The organism is Bradyrhizobium sp. Tv2a-2 (assembly GCF_000472425.1).
Classification (GTDB): domain Bacteria; phylum Pseudomonadota; class Alphaproteobacteria; order Rhizobiales; family Xanthobacteraceae; genus Bradyrhizobium.
This window is the reverse complement of record NZ_AXAI01000006.1, coordinates 226,351-244,633: the sequence shown is the minus strand read 5'-3', so window position 1 is coordinate 244,633 and position 18,283 is coordinate 226,351. Positions and strand designations below refer to the sequence as shown.

At 58.3% G+C, this 18,283-nt stretch carries 18 protein-coding genes; 5 read left to right on the top strand and 13 right to left on the bottom strand.

Annotated elements, in window-relative coordinates:
- Positions 1 to 5 precede the first annotated feature (5 nt).
- Entirely contained in the window at positions 6 to 1,781 is a 1,776-nt protein-coding gene (locus A3AI_RS0114325; protein WP_198030114.1) for a GspE/PulE family protein, read from the bottom strand.
- A gap of 252 nt (positions 1,782 to 2,033) precedes the next feature.
- On the opposite strand from A3AI_RS0114325, the gene A3AI_RS0114320 reads away from it, so the two are divergent.
- Entirely contained in the window at positions 2,034 to 2,816 is a 783-nt protein-coding gene (locus tag A3AI_RS0114320) for a ComEA family DNA-binding protein (RefSeq protein WP_024516248.1), read from the top strand.
- Between the two features lie 10 nt (positions 2,817 to 2,826).
- Here A3AI_RS0114320 and A3AI_RS47515 read toward each other — a convergent pair whose 3' ends face one another.
- The 4 genes from A3AI_RS47515 to A3AI_RS0114300 all read right to left on the bottom strand — a co-directional run bounded on the left by A3AI_RS47515 (position 2,827) and on the right by A3AI_RS0114300 (position 8,058).
- Positions 2,827 to 3,255: a hypothetical protein gene (locus tag A3AI_RS47515; RefSeq protein ID WP_156927776.1), complete on the bottom strand. Its 429-nt coding sequence runs from the start codon at positions 3,253 to 3,255 to the stop codon at positions 2,827 to 2,829.
- A complete protein-coding gene (gene gspD, locus A3AI_RS0114310) occupies positions 3,252 to 5,285 on the bottom strand; it encodes a type II secretion system secretin GspD (RefSeq protein ID WP_024516246.1) in 2,034 nt (677 codons plus the stop codon). Before gspD ends, A3AI_RS47515 begins: the two co-directional genes overlap by 4 nt.
- A gap of 637 nt (positions 5,286 to 5,922) precedes the next feature.
- The gene (locus A3AI_RS0114305; RefSeq protein WP_024516245.1) at positions 5,923 to 6,294 is read right to left on the bottom strand and encodes an H-NS histone family protein; all 372 of its coding nucleotides are present in this window, start codon (positions 6,292 to 6,294) and stop codon (positions 5,923 to 5,925) included.
- 306 nt (positions 6,295 to 6,600) lie between these two features.
- Positions 6,601 to 8,058: an undecaprenyl-phosphate glucose phosphotransferase gene (locus tag A3AI_RS0114300; RefSeq protein ID WP_024516244.1), complete on the bottom strand. Its 1,458-nt coding sequence runs from the start codon at positions 8,056 to 8,058 to the stop codon at positions 6,601 to 6,603.
- A gap of 151 nt (positions 8,059 to 8,209) precedes the next feature.
- Here A3AI_RS0114300 and A3AI_RS0114295 point away from each other — a divergent pair, with 151 nt between their 5' ends.
- Positions 8,210 to 8,467: a hypothetical protein gene (locus A3AI_RS0114295; protein ID WP_024516243.1), complete on the top strand. Its 258-nt coding sequence runs from the start codon at positions 8,210 to 8,212 to the stop codon at positions 8,465 to 8,467.
- 995 nt (positions 8,468 to 9,462) lie between these two features.
- Here A3AI_RS0114295 and A3AI_RS0114290 read toward each other — a convergent pair.
- From A3AI_RS0114290 to A3AI_RS0114280, 3 genes are all read right to left on the bottom strand, one after another.
- Positions 9,463 to 9,654 carry a hypothetical protein gene (locus A3AI_RS0114290; RefSeq protein WP_024516242.1) on the bottom strand — a complete coding sequence of 64 codons (192 nt, stop codon included), beginning with the start codon at positions 9,652 to 9,654 and terminating at the stop codon, positions 9,463 to 9,465.
- Between the two features lie 190 nt (positions 9,655 to 9,844).
- Complete coding sequence (locus A3AI_RS0114285; RefSeq protein WP_024516241.1) at positions 9,845 to 10,033, bottom strand: hypothetical protein; 189 nt, start codon at positions 10,031 to 10,033, stop codon at positions 9,845 to 9,847.
- A gap of 102 nt (positions 10,034 to 10,135) precedes the next feature.
- Positions 10,136 to 11,386, bottom strand: coding sequence for a glycosyltransferase family 2 protein (locus tag A3AI_RS0114280; protein ID WP_051382395.1), 1,251 nt, complete (start codon positions 11,384 to 11,386; stop codon positions 10,136 to 10,138).
- A 245-nt stretch (positions 11,387 to 11,631) separates the two neighbouring features.
- On the opposite strand from A3AI_RS0114280, the gene A3AI_RS0114275 reads away from it, so the two are divergent.
- Positions 11,632 to 12,900, top strand: a complete 1,269-nt coding sequence (locus A3AI_RS0114275; protein ID WP_024516239.1) for a glycosyltransferase family 4 protein — start codon at positions 11,632 to 11,634, stop codon at positions 12,898 to 12,900.
- On the opposite strand, the gene A3AI_RS0114270 is transcribed toward A3AI_RS0114275, so the two are convergent.
- From A3AI_RS0114270 to A3AI_RS0114255, 4 genes are all read right to left on the bottom strand, one after another.
- Positions 12,851 to 13,501: a metallophosphoesterase gene (locus A3AI_RS0114270; protein WP_198030113.1), complete on the bottom strand. Its 651-nt coding sequence runs from the start codon at positions 13,499 to 13,501 to the stop codon at positions 12,851 to 12,853. The genes A3AI_RS0114275 and A3AI_RS0114270 overlap by 50 nt on opposite strands.
- A gap of 30 nt (positions 13,502 to 13,531) precedes the next feature.
- Positions 13,532 to 14,410: an exosortase gene (xrt, locus tag A3AI_RS42705; protein WP_024516237.1), complete on the bottom strand. Its 879-nt coding sequence runs from the start codon at positions 14,408 to 14,410 to the stop codon at positions 13,532 to 13,534.
- Positions 14,411 to 14,458: 48 nt separating this feature from the next.
- On the bottom strand, positions 14,459 to 14,680 hold the full coding sequence (locus A3AI_RS0114260; RefSeq protein WP_024516236.1) for an XrtV sorting system accessory protein: 222 nt from the start codon (positions 14,678 to 14,680) through the stop codon (positions 14,459 to 14,461).
- Between the two features lie 68 nt (positions 14,681 to 14,748).
- Entirely contained in the window at positions 14,749 to 15,639 is an 891-nt protein-coding gene (locus tag A3AI_RS0114255) for a hypothetical protein (RefSeq protein WP_036048276.1), read from the bottom strand.
- Between the two features lie 274 nt (positions 15,640 to 15,913).
- Between A3AI_RS0114255 and epsI the strand changes: the two genes are divergently transcribed.
- On the top strand, positions 15,914 to 16,612 hold the full coding sequence (epsI, locus tag A3AI_RS0114250) for an exosortase-associated protein EpsI, V-type (RefSeq protein ID WP_024516234.1): 699 nt from the start codon (positions 15,914 to 15,916) through the stop codon (positions 16,610 to 16,612).
- Positions 16,533 to 17,321, top strand: coding sequence for a hypothetical protein (locus A3AI_RS0114245; protein ID WP_198030112.1), 789 nt, complete (start codon positions 16,533 to 16,535; stop codon positions 17,319 to 17,321). The genes epsI and A3AI_RS0114245 overlap by 80 nt, the downstream gene beginning before the upstream one ends.
- Positions 17,322 to 17,470: 149 nt before the next feature.
- Here the strand turns inward: A3AI_RS0114245 and A3AI_RS0114240 are convergent, their stop codons facing one another.
- A complete protein-coding gene (locus A3AI_RS0114240) occupies positions 17,471 to 18,277 on the bottom strand; it encodes a CpsD/CapB family tyrosine-protein kinase (protein WP_024516232.1) in 807 nt (268 codons plus the stop codon).
- Positions 18,278 to 18,283 lie beyond the last annotated feature (6 nt).

Here is an 18,283-nt window from a genome sequence, read left to right as displayed (position 1 = left end):
CCTCGCTAAGTTACCCTGGTCACTCGCAACACCTCGTCGAGCGCCGTCTCGCCGGCCAGCACCTTGATGATGCCATCTTCAAACAAGGAGCGGAAACCAGACTTGCGCGCCAACGCCTCCATGCTGTGCTGATCCTGGCTGCGGCGCCCGATCACCTCCCGAATGCCATCGTCAATCACCAGCAACTCGCAAATCATTGTGCGGCCATGATAGCCAGTGTTGCTGCAAGCCTCGCAACCAACCGGCTCGCGCGTCTGCGCGAGGTCAAACGAGGTGCCCGGCATTGCCATCAGCATTTGCTCGGACAACCTGCGCCTATCGGAATGCGGCCTCGCGCATTGCGGACAAAGCCTGCGCACCAGCCGCTGCGCCATCACTCCTGAGATCGTGGAGGCGAGCAGGAACCGTTCGAGACCAAGGTCGACAAGCCGGGTAATCGCCGCAACGGCGCTGTTGGTGTGCAGGGTCGAGAAGACCAGATGGCCCGTGAGGGAGGCCTGGATCGCAATCCGCGCGGTCTCCAGATCACGAATTTCTCCGATCATGATGACGTCCGGATCCTGGCGCAGAATCGAGCGCAGCGCGACCGGAAAATCAAATCCGGTCGCCGGATGCACCTGGATCTGGTTGATGCCAGACAACTGGTACTCGACCGGATCCTCGACCGTAAACAGCTTCAGTTCCGGCCGATTGAGCTGCTTTAAGCCGGTGTAGAGAGTCGTCGTCTTGCCGCTACCTGTCGGTCCGGTCACAAGAACGATGCCGTTGGGCAGCGCCATCAGGTGGTCGAGACGACCTCTCGTGATCGCGTCGAGCCCAAGCTTGTCGAAGTCGAGCTCGACGCGGGAGCGGTCCAGAATGCGCATCACGATGCTCTCGCCGAGAACCGTTGGCAGCGTTGCGACACGGATGTCGATCTCAACACCGCGCACCGCTGTCTTGATGCGACCATCCTGCGGCATGCGCCGCTCGGCAATGTCGAGCTTGGCCATGATCTTGATGCGGGTCGTCAACGCTGCTCGCAACGGCGCCGGCGCGGCTTTCTCATGTTGTAGAAATCCGTCGATGCGATAACGGATTGCGATTGCCTCGGGACCGGGCTCGATGTGGATGTCGGAGGCCCGACGTTCGACGGCGCGGGCAATGATCTGATTAACCAGCCGAATAACGGGCGCCTCGTTGGCGATATCACGCAACCGATCGAGATCGAGATCTCCTCCGTCGCCTGCAACGAGCGCCGCGACATGTTCAACGTCCCTGCGAGCCTCGAGGCCGATCTCACCATGGAGACGACGCATCGCCTCTTCCATGGCGGCTGGCGGGAGGATGGCGAGTTCCACCCGCAGATCGAGCATATAGCTTACGGCGCGCGCCAGCTCGTCGACAAATGGATCGACAGAAGCAAGCACCAGGAGGTCGGCGGCGCAGCTAATCGGGAGAAGACGGTTGGCTTTGAGAAAGCTGAGCTTGAGTCGGTCCGCCATTATCGGCTGGTCGGGAATGTCGCGACCTGTCAGAAGCGGCAGATCGCAATAGGCCGCATAAGCGGCGGCGAGGTCAGCCTCAGCGATGAGCCCCAGCTTGACCAGGACGTGATCGAGCCTCTCGGCTGTTGCTTCGGCAGCCCGGCGCGCACGAGCTACCGCGCCCGCATCGATCAGACCTTGAGCGAGGAGACACTCGGAAAACGCGTCCGCAAACCCGTTGTCCGCCGGTCCCGGTCGCGGCTGAAACGGACGAGGCGTCACCAGGCTCGGCGAGACCGCAAGCGGGGCAGGCATGACCATCGATCACCGGAAAAGATATTAAGTCCAGCGCCGCGATTATATGCGAATTCGGTTAATGCAACCTGATTGAGGATTTGTTCGGCATTTTTGTCTAAGTTAAAAACAGGTCTAGCGCACGTTCACCCGCGTTGACGAAAACACTGCGATTTTTTCATGCCGTGAGGTCCGAAAGTGGCCGGCGCTTCTCGCCCAGGACCAATTGGGTATCGACCTCGGCACGGCGCGGCAGGATTTGCCCTCGTTACGGTGGTCTGGACGCTTGGGCTGATCGCTTTGCTCAGCGCAGCCGTCCTGGTCGGCGCCCGCTATCGCAGCCGAAGCGAGGCGAGTTTCGCCGCGAGCGAGCGCGCCGCAGCGGCTGCCGAAAGTGCGGTCAATCTTGCCATCTTGATCACCCTCACGCCACCGCCCGCCGGCACGTCCCCGTATCCCCTCCAGTGCCGCATGCCCGGCGGCGAGCAAGTGGAGATCACCGTCAGCCAAGAGAATGGTAAGGTCGACCTCAACGCAAGTTCAGCACAGATGCTCGCCAACTTCTTTGCCGCGCTCGCCGGCGAGCGCGCAGCCGGTGAGCGCATCGCGGCGTCCATCATGGCTTTTCGTGGTCCTAAGCAAGGTGACTCCCCGCAGGCCACCGCGCGAAGAGGAGGCTTCCAAAGCATCCTGGAGCTCGACCGCATTCCGGGTGTGGGTCCCGAACTATTCCGTGCGGCCCTCCCCTTCGTCACCGTACGTTCCCGCCGGTCCGAGCCCGACGCGGGCGCCGCTTCGAAGGAGTTGCGCGAAATGCTTCAGCTCGAAAAGCCCAGCGCTGCGCAAAGCCGGGGCGATGGAGATATCACCATCCGCGCAGATACCGTTGTCGGTCCTGCACGTTTCATACGGGAGGCATTGATCTCGCCGCGCGCAGAAAACGGACGTCCCTTCGTCATTCGCGAATGGCGCCGGAGTGACGCAGACAGCCCCGCGCCAATTTATGATCCCGGCGATCTCCGCCCCTGTCTTGCTGCAATGGAGGCACGGAGCTGAAATCCGGCCATCATCCCTTGACCTTGAGGGGTGGACCTTTGCTGCGCGCGGCCTCCTCCAGTTTCTGGCGCTCATAGACAACGGCCGGTTCTGGATCCATCACCGGACATCCGCGCATACGCTGGAGATCAGTCAAGGCGTCGAAGCGCTGCCGCTCGGCCACGAGCTCGCTCGGAGCATCCACGCCGAACATATCATTGCCATAGCCCGGCAGCGGGCCAACCTCCATCCAAAACTCAATACGTGCGGCTCGCTTGGCGGCAAACATGAATGATGCGGTCATCGCCTCACAACTCATGAGCTCGTCTGGTGGCAATAACGCGTACGGTGGTGCCGGGCCGACAATCAGAGGCTGATAAGTAACGCACCCGTCGAGCAAAAGCGCCGCGATCAACGCAACAGCGCTTCGCGCCCGGCGAAATTTAAGCAGCGCATTCATTGTCCCGACAACCGCACCAGCGTCGCCCCCGCCGTATGGTCCAGTGCGCCGCGGTGCGGCATGAAGACCTTCAGCTTGCGACGATATTCTTCTGTAACAAGGCGACTTTCTGTCCCATCCCGCACCACGCGCGGTGTAATCAAGATGAGCAATTCCGTTTTGTTGACCGAATTATCCCTGTTCGAGAAGGCCGCCCCCAAACCGGGAATATCTCCCAGCAGAGGAACCTGCGTGCTCGTCCTGGAGGATTGATCCTGAATCATTCCACCGAGCGCCAACACCTCGCCGTCATTCACGACAACAGTTGTCTTAACGCGTCGCTGCTGGATAGTTGGCGAGTCGATGTTGGAGGTTGTGGTCTTGACGACGCTGCTGACCTCTTGCTCGATCTCGAGCTGGACGCGCCCGCTCTCGTTGATGCGCGGTGTGACTGAGAGGATCACGCCGGTATCCTGCATAGTGATCGAATTAACGATAGCGGTCTGGGCCGTCACGACACTCGTGGCAGTTTGGGTGGTGATTGGAACTTGATCACCGATCTGAAGCCTTGCGGTTTTATTATCGAGGACCATCAGTGATGGAGTGGAGATAACGTTGACCTTGGTCAAAGAATTCAATGCCTGTAGCGTCGCCGCGATACTTGCGGCGTTGAAAGCGTAGTTGAATCCTGGAAATACGGCCGCGACGCCGCCGCTGGCAAGCGAGGAGAAACTTGCGGTCGGGGTCCCACTCTTCTGCAATTGCCATTCAAGACCATACTGCAGGTCGTCGTTTAGACTCACCTCGGCAATCACCGCCTCGATCAGAACCTGACTGGGGACAACGTCGATATCTTGAATAACTCGAAAAACCCGCTGGTAATCCCGATCGCTGGCCATAATGACAAGCGAGTTCTTGGCATCGTCCGCAACGATCTTGAGACCAGGCTCCGGCCCTCCTGATGATGCAGCAGCGCTGACGGACTCTGCCGCAAGCGGATCGGGATCGGCGTTAAGCATTCGCGCAGTGTTCTGCGGGGCGTTGGCCTGAACCGGCGATCGCGCAAATCCTGCCTGCTGCGCCTGGAAGGCGGCACCTTCAGACCGAACACCACTCGCAGCATCACTTGCGGCAATACTGGTCTGCTGTGATTTCGGCGCCACGTTCCGCGGTTTGACCACTTTAATCTCATCGGCGAACATCGACTGCAGGATCGAAGCGATTTCGCCCACCGGTCGATTCTGAACCTGATAAACATGCAACTGGGGCTCGGCCCCGGCCGCCTTGGTATCAAGCCGGCGAATCCAGGATTGCGCGCGCGCGAGGTAGGCCTGCTGCGACGTCACAACCAGAATTGCGCCGAGCCGACTGTTGGCAATAAAGCGTACGCGCCCCTTGAGCGGCCCCTCCTTGTCGGACGCAAATACTGCCTTGAGCTCGTCCGTCAACTTCTCCGGTTGCGGCGTCTTGACCGGCACCACGGCGAACGACATGCCCCGCATCACGTCGATGTCGAATATCGAGATCGTATCAAGCATGCTGTCGACTTCGGCGGGCGACCCTTTCAACGCCAAGATGTTGCGCCCATCGTCCGCCTGAACAATCGCACCCTTTGGCACCATCGGCTCGAGCACGCGGGCAACTTCGGTCGCGGCAACGTATTTCAATTGGACGACTCTCATTCCATTGCCGCCAACCGCCGGAGGTGAGATGCGGCCAGTCGTGACCGTGCCTGTCGCCCCCTGATCCGCCGGCAGCACCCGATAGAGACCGCGATTTTCCACCAAGGCGGCCCCGACTGGCGCCAATGCAGCCTGAAACATCTCCAGCGCCTCCGCCTTGGAAACAGGCTTGGTCGTCTGAACCGTAACCACCCCATCAACACGCGGATCGACGACATAATTGACACCAACAAGGTCGCCAAGCACCGTCTTGGCGGCTTGCGGCAACGGCACGCCAGCGAGATTGAGAACAATATTGCCATCGCTCGTAACGCGATTGCCCGTCGGCAAGGGCACCCCAATCAGCTGGTCACTGCCGGTTTCGGCCATCGGAACGGCCCGAGACGAAGGCGAAGGCAATGCGACGGCGGCCGTGCGATCAAGCGGGCCATAGGCGAGCGCATCCAGCGATCGCGCCGTATCGTTACGGCTCGATACGGCAGAACCGGCCGTCAGACCAACGCTCGCAGGACCGGTGCTGCAGCCACTCAAAGCAAGAAAAATAAGGAGGTAGCTCGGTAATCCCTTCGCGCATTGGCGCAAATGAAACACTGCCGGGCCCCCAATAAATAAATAAGCATCCGGCGGAACTGCCGGCTGTAAATACTTGGTAAAAGCATATGGTTAATGCAGCCTTAATTGACGAGGAGCGAAGCCCTGCGCGCTTAATCACGAGTTTTATATTTAATATTTAAAAGCGCGCCAATTTAACGGGGGCGACAAGCATCACGGCAGGACTTATATTGATTGTCACAAGCGGTTTGGCACGGTAGGCCGAAAGTATTCGGGCATACCTGCTTGCACGAAGTGGCCCTACTGGCGCAGTCCGCGAAACACGCATCTACCGCCGCCTGGGAGGCAGCAGAAGCTTGACCGCTGTCGGCAGCGAAAGCCGTGCAAGCGACAAGCGCGAGCGCAAATCCAAGTGTAATGCCGCCGCAGCGGAGCACAATTCGTTTGAGCATCTCTACTTACCTGCGTTCGCCGCGATGGGCGCACTCGCAATCAAAAATTCGTCGATTTGGTGGCCTGAGTTCAAGGCGGCGGATACCCAACGGGGCTTCTTGCCGCGCCCAGACCAAGTTTCCGTCGGATTTTCGGGATTCTGGTACTTAGGCAGTACGCGCGGATAGGCGCGACGCGGCCGGCGCTCCGCGCTCTCCGCCTCACCCGGTTCTCCCAGTTCCTCATCGTTTTCCTCACGACGGAGCTGCGCAAGGCGCTTCTCGAGCTCTTGCTTCTCCGAGATCAGGCGCGCCGACAAAAGCCCGCCGAGCTCTTCATGAAGCTGCCACAGCTGATCCACCGTCATGGCTTCCAGGTCGCTCTTCTTGATCATGGCAGCCGCTTCTGCAAAATCGCGAATTTTTATCGATTTAAAAAAATGTCATAGCCGGCAGCCATAGTCCACCACTGCGCGCGCCTAGCCTATGGGTTTCAATTTACAGCACTATTTGCAGCTGTGTACAGATCTTTACCCAAGAATTAAATGGGCGATCCGTGCCTGAATCCATAAATCGATAGCGAATCAATCCGTGATCCGATGCGGGACATTGCACCCGGGCGGTTTCTTCAAACGCAATCCCGTCGCGTTGAAGTACCACCCGACGCAATCTTGAATAGTGCTCCCGCTCCCACTCTTCGCTTAGTAGGCATTGCGCCGGCGCGCGACTTCGAAAACCGTCTTGATCAGGATATGAATATCGAGCCAAAGGCTCCAATTGTTAATGTACCACAGATCGAGCTTAACCCGCTCAGCAATGTCTTCAACGGACGGGGTGGCTCCGCGCGATCCATTACACTGCGCCCAGCCGGTCAGACCCGGCTTAACATGATGGCGGAATGCGTAGTCGCCCAACAAATTCTGGAAATAATCGTCATGAGCGATTGCATGCGGCCGCGGACCGATAAGCGACATGTCGCCCGACAGAACGTTGATGATTTGGGGCAGTTCGTCAATGCTTGCGGACCGTAGCAGACGGCCGATTGCCGTGACGCGTGGGTCGTTCCTTGTTGCCTGCGACACCACGGCACCATCCTCCTGGACCGTCATAGTCCGGAATTTCCACATCACGAATTCCCGACCATTGAAGCCCTTACGTCGCTGACTGAAGATCACCGGCCCCGGACTATCGAGCTTTATGGCGACCGCCGTAAGCGCCAGGACCGGAAGCAGCGCCACGAGCGCCGCGGATCCGACAACCAAGTCCGTTGTCCGCTTGGCAAATCGCTCCGCAGCGCTAAGCGGCGCACGCTGAATCTCGATCGCTAGAACCCGCTGCCGGGCCGATGACGTATAGTTTGACAGCGCGCGGACCCGGCGGTCCGGTAACAGCCGCGCTGCAATCGGCAAAGCCTTAATCCGGTCGCGCACCAATTCGATTCGCTCGGTTTGCCCCCATGGCATTGCAATTGCTATCTCTCTACAATCATGGGCGCGCACGTAGCTGATCACGCGCTCGATCACACGCTCGTCGGCATCACTCCATGCGAATGCCCCGGAGCCCCCGTTAAGGACGAAGCGGTTCACATCGGCGGCGCCGAAGAACGTGAGCATGTCCTGCGGCTCGAGGGTCGTGATCTCTGCCTCATCACCGATCAGCAGCAAGTCCTGCCGACTGAGCGAACGTCGTGTCACTGCCGCGCCGAGGACCACCTTGACGCCCTTGCGCACGCCCAGCAACCCGATTGACGCGAGAAGGTAGAAAAGCACAAACGCGCCGCGCGAATAGTCGTCGCCGGTCTTGAGCAGGAAGGCGAAAAACGCCAGCAGCAGCCCCGTGCTCATCCAGCACAACAGGATGCTACCGATCTCGACGCGGGGCCTTACGGATTCGGACAGTTCGTAATGTCCGACACCGCTCATGCGGAGGATGTAAATGAAACTCGCGAACAGTCCGAGCGCGCAATAGGGCATGATGTCCGGAATCGGACTTGAGATCGCCAAGTGGTAGCCGAGCCCTCCCACCGCGCTTGCTGTCAGGATGATCAAGGCATCCGACATGGCGAGAAAATAAGGGACCGCATCAACCGAAAAGACAGTCGCTGCATGAGCGCGACCACTACGCCGGGCGGCGTCATCGATATCGGACTGCATGGCCATTTTAAGCCAACCAACGAATCTGCTCTGCCAAGCGACAGAGGCGCAATTGGAGAATCACCAATTTTGCATTTAACTAACTGTTAAGACCGCCCATACTAAAATTAAAAGGCGTGCGGCGCAATATACTATTTTAAGCGACGGAGCTCAGGCAATGGGACTGGCCTTCGCCTGCCTTGCGGGTGCTATATTCGGCCTTCACTTCAACGTTGTGGTGCTAGCGTTACTCACCCTTGTTGAGGCTGCTATTTATCTCGCGGCTAACGCCCTGTTTGGCGAGGGCGCCAGGCTTGGCTATCTCTCCGTTCTGATCGTATCGCTGCAAGCCGGTTATTTCGCAGGTTTAACCGGACGCGATGTCTATACGGATTTGATCGCGCGCTTCTTCCCCAAGTCGGTGAGGCGCGTTTAACTCTGAAGCAGTCGGTCTCAGCGGGCCGATCAGCTGATTCAGGCTAGAGAGCCGCATTGGAAGAACCCAGCACTTGTTCGCTCGCACCAGCTGTCGCGGAAGGGATCAATGGCCGGACAACTCTGGGGTCCTTCCAGCGAACCTCAGGCGTCCCAAACCGACGGATCTGCAGGTAGCGTCGTTGATGCGGCGCGCCGCGCCTCGGCGAGGCGCACTTCCTCACGCAATTTAACCACCTCCGCATAGCTTCGGGCGAGGGCGTGCGGCGGCAACCTCTTGTCGAGGCCGCCCGTGCCCCCGGCTGTCTCGGCCGAGTGGCAGTGAGTTCTTTTACCGGTTCCGGCAGCCTTAGTCGGCATGGTTCAACTCCAAGCAGGCAACAGGCTCAAGAGACACCCCTGAAGCCTTAGTCCGAACCTGGGAAGCCGAGGACTCGTCTCCCTTGGTACGACAGCATGCTTACCTACCGTCTCACGCGGATGGATCAATCGGCTCCCCGGTTTAACCTAAGCAATCAACCTTACCGCCTCGGACAAGCGTCCTTGAGAGGCACGTCGACTTCGGTTTTTCAGGGCAGACGCGAACTGAGGCGAGACAATCCGATGGCCACCAGTGCGGCAAATCTGGTCTCAGTATCCGCCAATGGTCCGGAAGATTCGGGGCCATCCTTACTGTCAGTTGCGCTGAGGATGCGGCGTTGAGCACGTGCCTCAATCTCATCGAGCTGTTGAGCAGCCATCGCAAGCTTGCGTCGCAAATCCGCAATCTCATCGAGACGTCGGTCTCGGCTTACTCCCATGTTCAACGACCTTACACGCAGCGCCCGATCTCCACGGCTCCCTGTCCTTTGCGGGATTGGTTAGACGTGGGCAGCAAGATTGCCGCAGCAACCCCCGGTAGCTTCCCGGAGCCGCTGCCCTTCCATGAAAAGGCGCACCGCGGCCGATGTCAAGGGAATGACAGGATATTTTGGCGCTGCTTGGGAAGTGCAACCATCAGGCAGCTTTGATCCTTGCCATAATAGCCAGCACATTGCTTGCAAACCGCTCGGGCGACCCCTGGGGCTCAGGGTCATTTGCCACAGTCCCACCGCGCACTGTCAGCACGCTGCCCTCTGGCTCGTCCGCAGCGTCCTCTTTCCACGAATTAAGAGCCGCCAAGGCCATCCGCAAAAATTCCTCGGACATCTATTGCCCCCAAAGCGCTGATACCCTTAAGCCCCGAGAACTGAGGGTTGACCGTCGCCGGGAATTCACTGCCGACCGATCGGGATTTAAATGTTCAACAGCCACTCAAGGCCAGAGAGAATCGCCCACCCCCATCCAGCCATGGCCACAACAATCAGAGCAAGATAGGCGGAGGTCAAAAAGCGCTTTGTCATAAATTTTGCCCAGGATTTCGTCGGCTCTCGACTTCGCTGACCTGGGCCCGTAGCCGCAAGATTTCCAGGTACTGTTCGGCAATCCGATCGGCAGCCATCATTTTCGTGTTTTTTGTTTTTTCAGTCTTGGACGGTTTATCCTTAGTCGCCGAAGCCCTGCCGCCAATCCCCTTCGCGCCCTTCATTGCGGACACCTCATTTCTAGCTTCCAAGCGCCAGAGCGCGGACCAGCAAATGGCATGCCATTCCTAGCTGGCGACTAGCTCAATGCTTTGCTGACGGACAATCTAATTGGGTTCGGCAACGTCAGAGTGACCCGTCAAAATCTTGAGCTGAGCAGTTTGGGGAGCTGCCGGGCTGCGCTCAGTTCGAACCCACTGAAGAGCCCTCCGTCCGTGCAGGAACTCCAGATAAATGAAACACCTCGCCCATAGCTCGGCGCCCATTGCCGAAAAGGCACGGGATTGCGATCGTGTTGCCCCAAACCGCAGCCACGCGAGGGCAAGCGCTAGCGTCAACAGTAGAAAATCCCCTGTGGCCGGAACTAGCGTGGTTGCGGGTAGCCCCATAACAACTCCCGCCGAGGCCAGAACCCACGCCCCGACGATCAGAATCGCAAACAGAACCAAGGGTGGCACAGCAAGGTCGAGCGCAAGAACAAGAAGATTCAAATCAGCGCGGCTCACCGCACGCACCATGAGCCGCGGCAGATGAGTGATCACAGTGGTCAGATAGCCTTGAACCCATCGACGACGTTGGTCATCGGCCCCCTTTTCCGAGGACGGAAACTCGCTCGTTGTCACGCCTGCTGCGAGGAAGCGCGGCGGCGCGCCGCGCTCCGCGAGGTCAAGGCCAAGTTGCAGATCCTCGACCAAGTTTCCGCTCGAAAGCGGCGCGTTCCGGATGGTCTGCCAAGAAAAAATCATACCAGTGCCCATTAACTGGCAGGGTCCTCCCAAATTGCGCAACCCGAGCGGCCGGACCAGGTTCTTCATCGTCCAGGCAAATTTCGCCAATGACTGATTGCCCGCAGACTTGGCCGATTGCTTCATCAAATAGCAGGCCTGGACAGGCCGTCCCGAACGCTCGCATTCCGCGACCAGTCGATCGATGAGATCTGCCTGCAGCCGACAATCAGCATCGCAAAAGACGACAAAGTCTGGCGGATCTGCCGCGAAATACTCAACACCCGCCGCAAGGGCATATCCCTTTCCGACTCGGCTCATGTCCCGCCGAACCAGGACTTCAACGCCCGCTGTCGCGGCGACCTCGGCTGTATCATCCGAACAATTGTCGGCTACCACCAAAACATGGTCCCCTGAGCGGATTTGGCCAAGGAGGTCGTGGAGAGTGGGTAACAGCCCAAGCCCTTCGTCATGCGCGGGAACGACGACGCCTACCCGCTTCGACCGCAACGACGCAGCTGGTGCCTCACCGTGCTTTGGCAGAAACGCTGCGACGACCTCGACGAAGAGCACAACAGCAGGAATGCTCAGCAAAGCAGCCGGCGCCACAATCAGCAGCAGGATTATCGACATAATTCATCAGCACGTATATCAATGAATTTATGTCGATGGATTAACCCGGTTTCGCGGTCAACGCAATTAAATCTAGCGTACGATATGGCCTCTAAAAATGCCGTCAAGTGCAATCGCGAATTGGAACGCTGCGGTAAATGCAAGCCGTTTCAGTATATTTCCCAGTTCATATGCTCCCCCGGGCAGTGTTATCGTTAATTTGACATGGTGCCAACTGGTCGGAATTAATGGATTAAAATGGGGTCATGCGCGTTGCCTATCTCATCAACCGGTATCCTGCCATCAGCCACAGCTTCATCCGGCGTGAAATTCTGGCGCTCGAGCGCGCCGGACTTTCTATCCTGCGTTTGGCCTTGCGCGGATGGGACGAGGAGCAGCGCGGCGAAGTCGACCTGTTAGAGCTCCAACGCACACACCACGTGCTGCGTGGCGGGCCTATTCCGCTGCTGGGCAGCTTTCTGGTGTGTCTAGCCAGCCGGCCCCGAGCTCTCCTCAAGGCGCTCCGCCTGGTGTGGGTGATCGGACGACGCGCCGAAAGGCCTTTACTGGTCCACCTGGTTTACTTGCTGGAGGCTTGCCACGTTCTGCGGCGGCTCGAAGCCGCAAACGTCACGCATTTGCACGCCCATTTTGGCACAAATGCCGCAGAGGTCGCCATGCTCGTCCACGAGCTCGGCGGCCCACCGTTTAGCTTCACAGTTCATGGACCCGAAGAGTTCGACAAGCCAGGCTTTATTGCGCTGCCGGAGAAAATCCGGCGATCGAGCGGCGTGGTGGCGGTGAGCTCTTTTGGGCGGAGCCAGCTGATGCGGCTGGTCAGCCAACAAAGCTGGTCGAAGATTCACGTGGTCCATTGCGGCTTGGAACCCGCATTTCATGACGTCGCTGCGGCGCCCGCCTGCTCGGCGCTTCGCTTGGTGTGCGTTGGGCGGCTCTGCGAGCAAAAGGGACAATTGCTGCTGATAGAAGCGGCGCGCCGTCTTTCGGACGAAGGCCGCCGGTTCGAACTGGTGCTTGCAGGCGACGGGGACATGCGGGATGAGCTGGAAGCACTCATTGGCCGTTATGGTCTGCAAGAAAAAGTTCGGATCACAGGTTGGATCAGCAGCGATCAGGTTCGCAGCGAAATCCTGGCTGCGCGAGCCCTGGTCTTGCCGAGCTTCGCTGAGGGATTGCCAGTGGTCATCATGGAAGCGATGGCGCTTCGCCGCCCTGTGATCAGTACCTATGTCGCGGGCATTCCGGAATTGATTCGGCCGGGCGAGCATGGCTGGCTGATCGCGGCCGGAGACGTAAAGGCATTGACTGATGCCATGCGCGATTGTCTCGACGCGGATGCGGATCGGCTCGCCAAGCTCGGCACCTCGGCTCGCACACGGGTCCTTGCTCGCCACAACATCGACACCGAGGTCGCCAAGCTCATTCCGCTGTTCGGCGGGACCTCAGCTGATGGTGCGGTGTCGCCTATGCGCTTATGTCAAGATAATCAGCCGCGGGTCCGGGTCGGCCATTGACGTAGATGCCGACGACCAACCGGCCGGTTTTCCATGCAAGCCCGTCGAGATTGGATTTTCCGGCGCTCACCACCGGCGCAGCCGCGGTACCATCATGACCATGCACGACATGACGACGGCCATGGCCCTTTTCAAATCCGCTCGGATATCGCTTCCACAACAGAGTGGCCTCGTTCTGTTGAGCCAGCGCCAACTTGGGATCGACCGCCGCATGAACGAAGATGTGGTCGCGATCGACATGCATCAGTGGCAGCAGATTGATCCAAGCCAGATGATCTTTGGGGATCGCATCTCGTGCATGTCGAGCGTCGACGCCGTAAGATGCGAGCGTTGCCTTCCCGCCATTGCCGAGCCAGCGCTCCATTTCCAAGAAGCCATTGCAGGCTTCCCACATCATGGCCTCATGATTGCCCTTAAGTGCGATCAGCCGCAGCGTTGGTTCCCGCCAATTCAAAAGGCGCTCGACTAACTGGCGGCTCTCCGGTCCCCTGTCGACGTAGTCGCCCAAGGTGATCAGCTTGCAACACGTCGCTTTTGCATGTCGGAGGATCGCAGCAACCGCCCGTTCGAACAAATCGAGACGACCATGCAGATCAGGCACCGCGTATGTGAGACTCATGTAGTGGGGAGCTCAACGAAATCGGATCAGCCGCGCCGTGACGCCAAGCACCGCGTCAAACAGGAACAGTAGAATAACGGCGACGACAAATAGGCCCATGCCCGTGAAATCATGAATTGGCCCTTCCAAAAGATCGGCGCCGCCGTAGTAGGCGATCAAGACCAAAGTCAGCACCCTCACGAAGTTGGCGAGAATGGTGATCGGAACGATCGCAGCGATAAGCAGGATGCTCCGCACTTTGTCGTTCCAACGAAACGCGTAGGCATAGAACACGCCTATCGCAGATAAGGCGAAGATCGAGTTCATGCCGGAACAGGTGTCCTTGACCAGGAGTTGATACGTCCCAATCACGATCACCACGCCATTCTGGGCGACCGGATAACCACCCTCGTAAAGAACGCGTGTGACGGCGTCGGAAATCATCACCTTCAGCGGGACTGTCGCCGCATCGATCAGCCAATCTGGCATCGGAACGAAAAAGAACAAAAAGCCGATTGGAAATGCCAGCGCACCCAGCTTTGGCCAGCCGCCGATCAGCAGCACACAGCCGCAAATGACCGGCAACAACGAAAATGCTTCGACCGTTAGGACGCCCTGTGTCCTCGCGAGAAACATGAGCGCAAGTCCGCCGAGCAAGACGATCCAACCGGCCCCCAATGCCGGACGAGTAGCAACCCCCAGAACGCGGTGCCGGGCTTGCCAAGCAAGCCAGATGGAGGCCGCAATGATGAGTGGGCCGTGGCCTTCCTGCTCGGTTTGCCAAGGCCCGTTGATCAGGCTTACGAGGGTGGGGATATAGGCGACCGCGCATGACAAGCCGAGCAGCCCGACTCCTACCGGCGATTTTAACACGTCAGTACGGATCGGCTCTGCGACTTGCGAAATGGTCATGTGATCCCCTTTGGGGCGGTTGGCCAGAGAAACTCTACAACTAAAGGCTCAGCTTCGAACCACAAACACAGCATAGGCCGATCCCGCAACGATAAGGCTCGCCGCGAGCATCGTCCAGCCAGCATTACCGAGCTGATTGGCGACTGCAAATGCAAGCGCGGAAATCAGCATCTGGCCGAGGGTCTTCGGATCTCGATCCGTAAAGATGAAACAGGCAAGGACCAGGCCTATGAAACAGGTCACGGTGACAACGTCAAACAGGGTCGTCATCAGCAGCCATCTCGATCATGTGCGAAATTCCAGGCATCAGCCGGAGGTCAAATTATCATCATGATAGTTCAGTTCTTCGCGTCGGCGGGGGCACTGGACTTCCCCATAATGCCAGCATATTCGCCCTCGTACTTGGCCTCGATATTGGCTGAAAATGCCGCCACGCCAGCCTCCGCCTTCAACGTATCGGCCTTCAGGGCCTGACGGGCAAGCTCCGCAGCGGCCTCCCCCGTCAGCGGACGCGGCTCGACGCGGACCACCTTGAAATAAATGCCATTGGAGCCCGCCCGCACGAAGAAAACGTCATCGGCCTGACGCGCGTGCACTCGACTTACGAGATCCGCCGTCAGATCCGGGCTTAGCAGCGACGCTGCCTGGCGAATGTGAGAAACACCGGCCTCGGTGAGCTTTTGGTCGATCTCTTCGAGCGAGCGAGCGTCCTTGCTTGCGTCCGCAACCGACTGGCTCTCCGCATTGAGGGGAAACGCGATTTGATCGATGCTCAACATCTCTCGCTTTGCAAACTTTTGCGGATTGTCGGCGATATAGGAATCGATATCCGCCTGACCGGCGGGCTTGGCGGCGGCAGCCCGATCCAAATACGCTGATGCCAGCACTTGATCGCTGGCGCGCAGCAAGTCCAGAAGAACTCCGGGCTCACGGTCCAGCTTTGCGTTGACGGCTTGGCGCACCAAATATTTCCGCAGCACGAGCTCGCTCAAGATCTTGCGAAGCGTCTCCGGGTCCTTTTGCCGCGCGAGCGGAATATTCGCCCGACGAAACTCGTTATCAAGTTCCAGGGTCGTGATGACCGCATCGCCGACGTGGGCAACCACCTGCCCACTACTTGCAGCTTGATCATTGTTGCGACGCGCGCAAGCAGCCAGCACCAATACGCAGCAAGCTGCGACGGCCAGTCCGCGACCAACTCGGGGACATACGCCGAGCAGAAATTCCATTTGCCAACACTCCCCGGGCTACCGTACGGAATGGACCCGCGCTCAGGCCCTGCGTGCCCACTGTTGCCGCTTTATGTACTGACTTCGACGACCACGTCGAGCGCCCATTAGGTCCGTCGCGCCGAAATCACCCGGTTATATTAATTTAGCTATTTAAATTAATCTAGATTCGCCCTAATTAGTGCCTGATAGTATTTATTTGCAAGCTTGGCTCTGTGCCATTCACATGGATTTTGCTAACAATTAGCCGCTGCTTCGAGCTGGAGACATTTCAATGCTGGGCCAACGCGTTAACATCATTTTGGCGTCGCTCGCCATTCTCGGTGCCGCTGCAATGGCCAAAGTGCTCGAACCGCGGGAACTGATGGCCCGCACTTCGGCTTCACCCAGCCTGGAACAGGTGATTCCGAAGCAATTTGGCCGTTGGCGCTTCGTCCCGGAAATAACGCCGGTCACGCCTGCGGACCCGGAAGCCTATGTCGAGCCGGACGCCAATTCGACGCGCATCTATAGCCAAGAGGTCGGCAGAGGCTACACTGACGGCCAAGGGCACATCGTGATGCTCCTCGTCGCCTACGGTCCGGTCCAGAACTACCGCCTCAAGGCTCATCGGCCCGAAATGTGCTACACCGCCGCAGGATTTCGTGTTTCCGGAAAGGTCGAGGCGACACTGAATTACCGCAGCGACGCGAAACCGATCAAAATGACGCGGCTGATCGCCGAGCGAGAATCTCGCCTGGAGCCGATAAGTTACTGGATGCGAGTTGGAAATGACATTTCCAATGGCGTGATCGACCGCCAGATCATCCGTCTGAAATATGGCCTGCATGGAATCATTCCGGACGGTGCCCTCATTCGCATTTCAACGGTTGGCCTTCCCGAGGAGGCATCGTTTGAGATCCAGGATCAATTCATCCGTGATCTGTTGGCAGCAGTTCCGCCAAACGAGCTCAAGTTCTTTACTGGCACGTGAACCTTTGCGGATTGGCCGGCACATATTAGCCCATATGGGCTGCACAGCATGCGCACTGTTCCTGTGCGCCGCGAGTTTGATATCGGAATGCCGGGCCGGCGCCGATCCGCTTGATGAAAGCTTACTTGCCTTTGCTGTTCACATTCACCAGACGCCGATGCAAAGCTGGGGTCCGGGCGCAGGAATCTATCTTGGTCGGGGCGTGTTCATTACCGCGGCGCATGTCGCAGGCCACACGTGGTGGACGCGCCCAAAGGTCGCAATCAATGATCAGGAGTTTTCAACGCGCACGATCAAGGAAGGCAGCTTCGAGGGTACAGACATCACCTTGCTCGGCGTGGACGAGCGCTTGCTTCCCCTGCGCCTCCGCCTACGCCATCTGAGCTTGTGCACGAAATCGTCATACCCGGGTGAGGAGGTCGTTACCATTGTTCCCGGGGCTGCAGTGCACTCTCATGTAATGCCACCACAGCGACTGCCCGTCGATGTGCGTCGCTTTAGCACCGTCATTAGCGATGTCGCTGATACTGGAAATTCCGGCTCGGGCGTATTCGATGTTGAGAGCGGCTGTTTACTTGGCATCATGAGTCGCAAAATTTCAGAGCGCCGCCGAATGGGCGCTGGCGAGCCCAAAATCCGTGACATCGCGAAATATTTCGTACCGGCAACAAGCATCTCTGATTTTCTGCCCGCCGAACTACGCTTCTAGAACGTTTTCGAGCGAAGTGGACACCGGTTCGCGTGAAGAAAACGCGTCAAAACAAGAATCCAGAGCTTCGGTTCTGATTCAATCAGAACCGGAAATGCTGTAGCCACAATGGCAACAGACCCGAGTGGATTGCTCCGGCAAGGCACATGTTAGGTGCTGTAATTGCCGTAATAGTAGCTTTCAGTCGCCTCGGTGACCTTGTTCACGACGACTCGAAGGAGGTTGGATCGCTGCAGGTGCTTCTGGCACGCTTTTAAGTCATTCGGCGTCGTCGTACCGACACCGGCCACCAGCAGCACGGCATCCATGCGCGGTAAGATCGAAATGACATCGCTGCCGACGAGCATCGGCGGAAGATCGAATATCACGACACGGGAGCGAAAGTCTCGTTTGATGGCTTGCAAAAGGTTTGCCATGGTTTGGGACGCTATCCATTCCGAAGCGCTTGCCGACGATACGGCGCCCGGCAACACGGCGATCTCGTTCGGGCCGGCGCACGCCTCCACGATGCTCGCTCCAACGGTGGCGCGATCCTCCAATACGCTCAAGATGTTGTTGCGAGCTTCCAACCCGAGATACTCAGCGACTTTCGCCTTGTGCATGTCCATGTCGACGAGCAAAGCCGCCCGCTCCGGCAATCGCGCCATACTGAGAGCCAGATTGCAGGCTGTGACCGTCTTGCCGCAATTTGGCGTAGGCGACGTCACTGCAAGGAACTGCCAACCGTTCTTGTCCATCTCCTGAAGAATCTGAGTACGGAGCATGTCGTAATAGCGGCCCTTCGGATCATTGCTTCCATGGGCAACAATACGCATCTTCTCGAGATGAGTGGCATTAAGCCGAGCCACTGCGGGCCGGCTCGGGGGAACGCCGCGATGCGGCTCCACGCCGTGATCCGGCGCTGTGATTTCGCGAGAGGCTCTGGCAAGCTGTATTGCCTGCTTGATAGAATCCACGTTAAC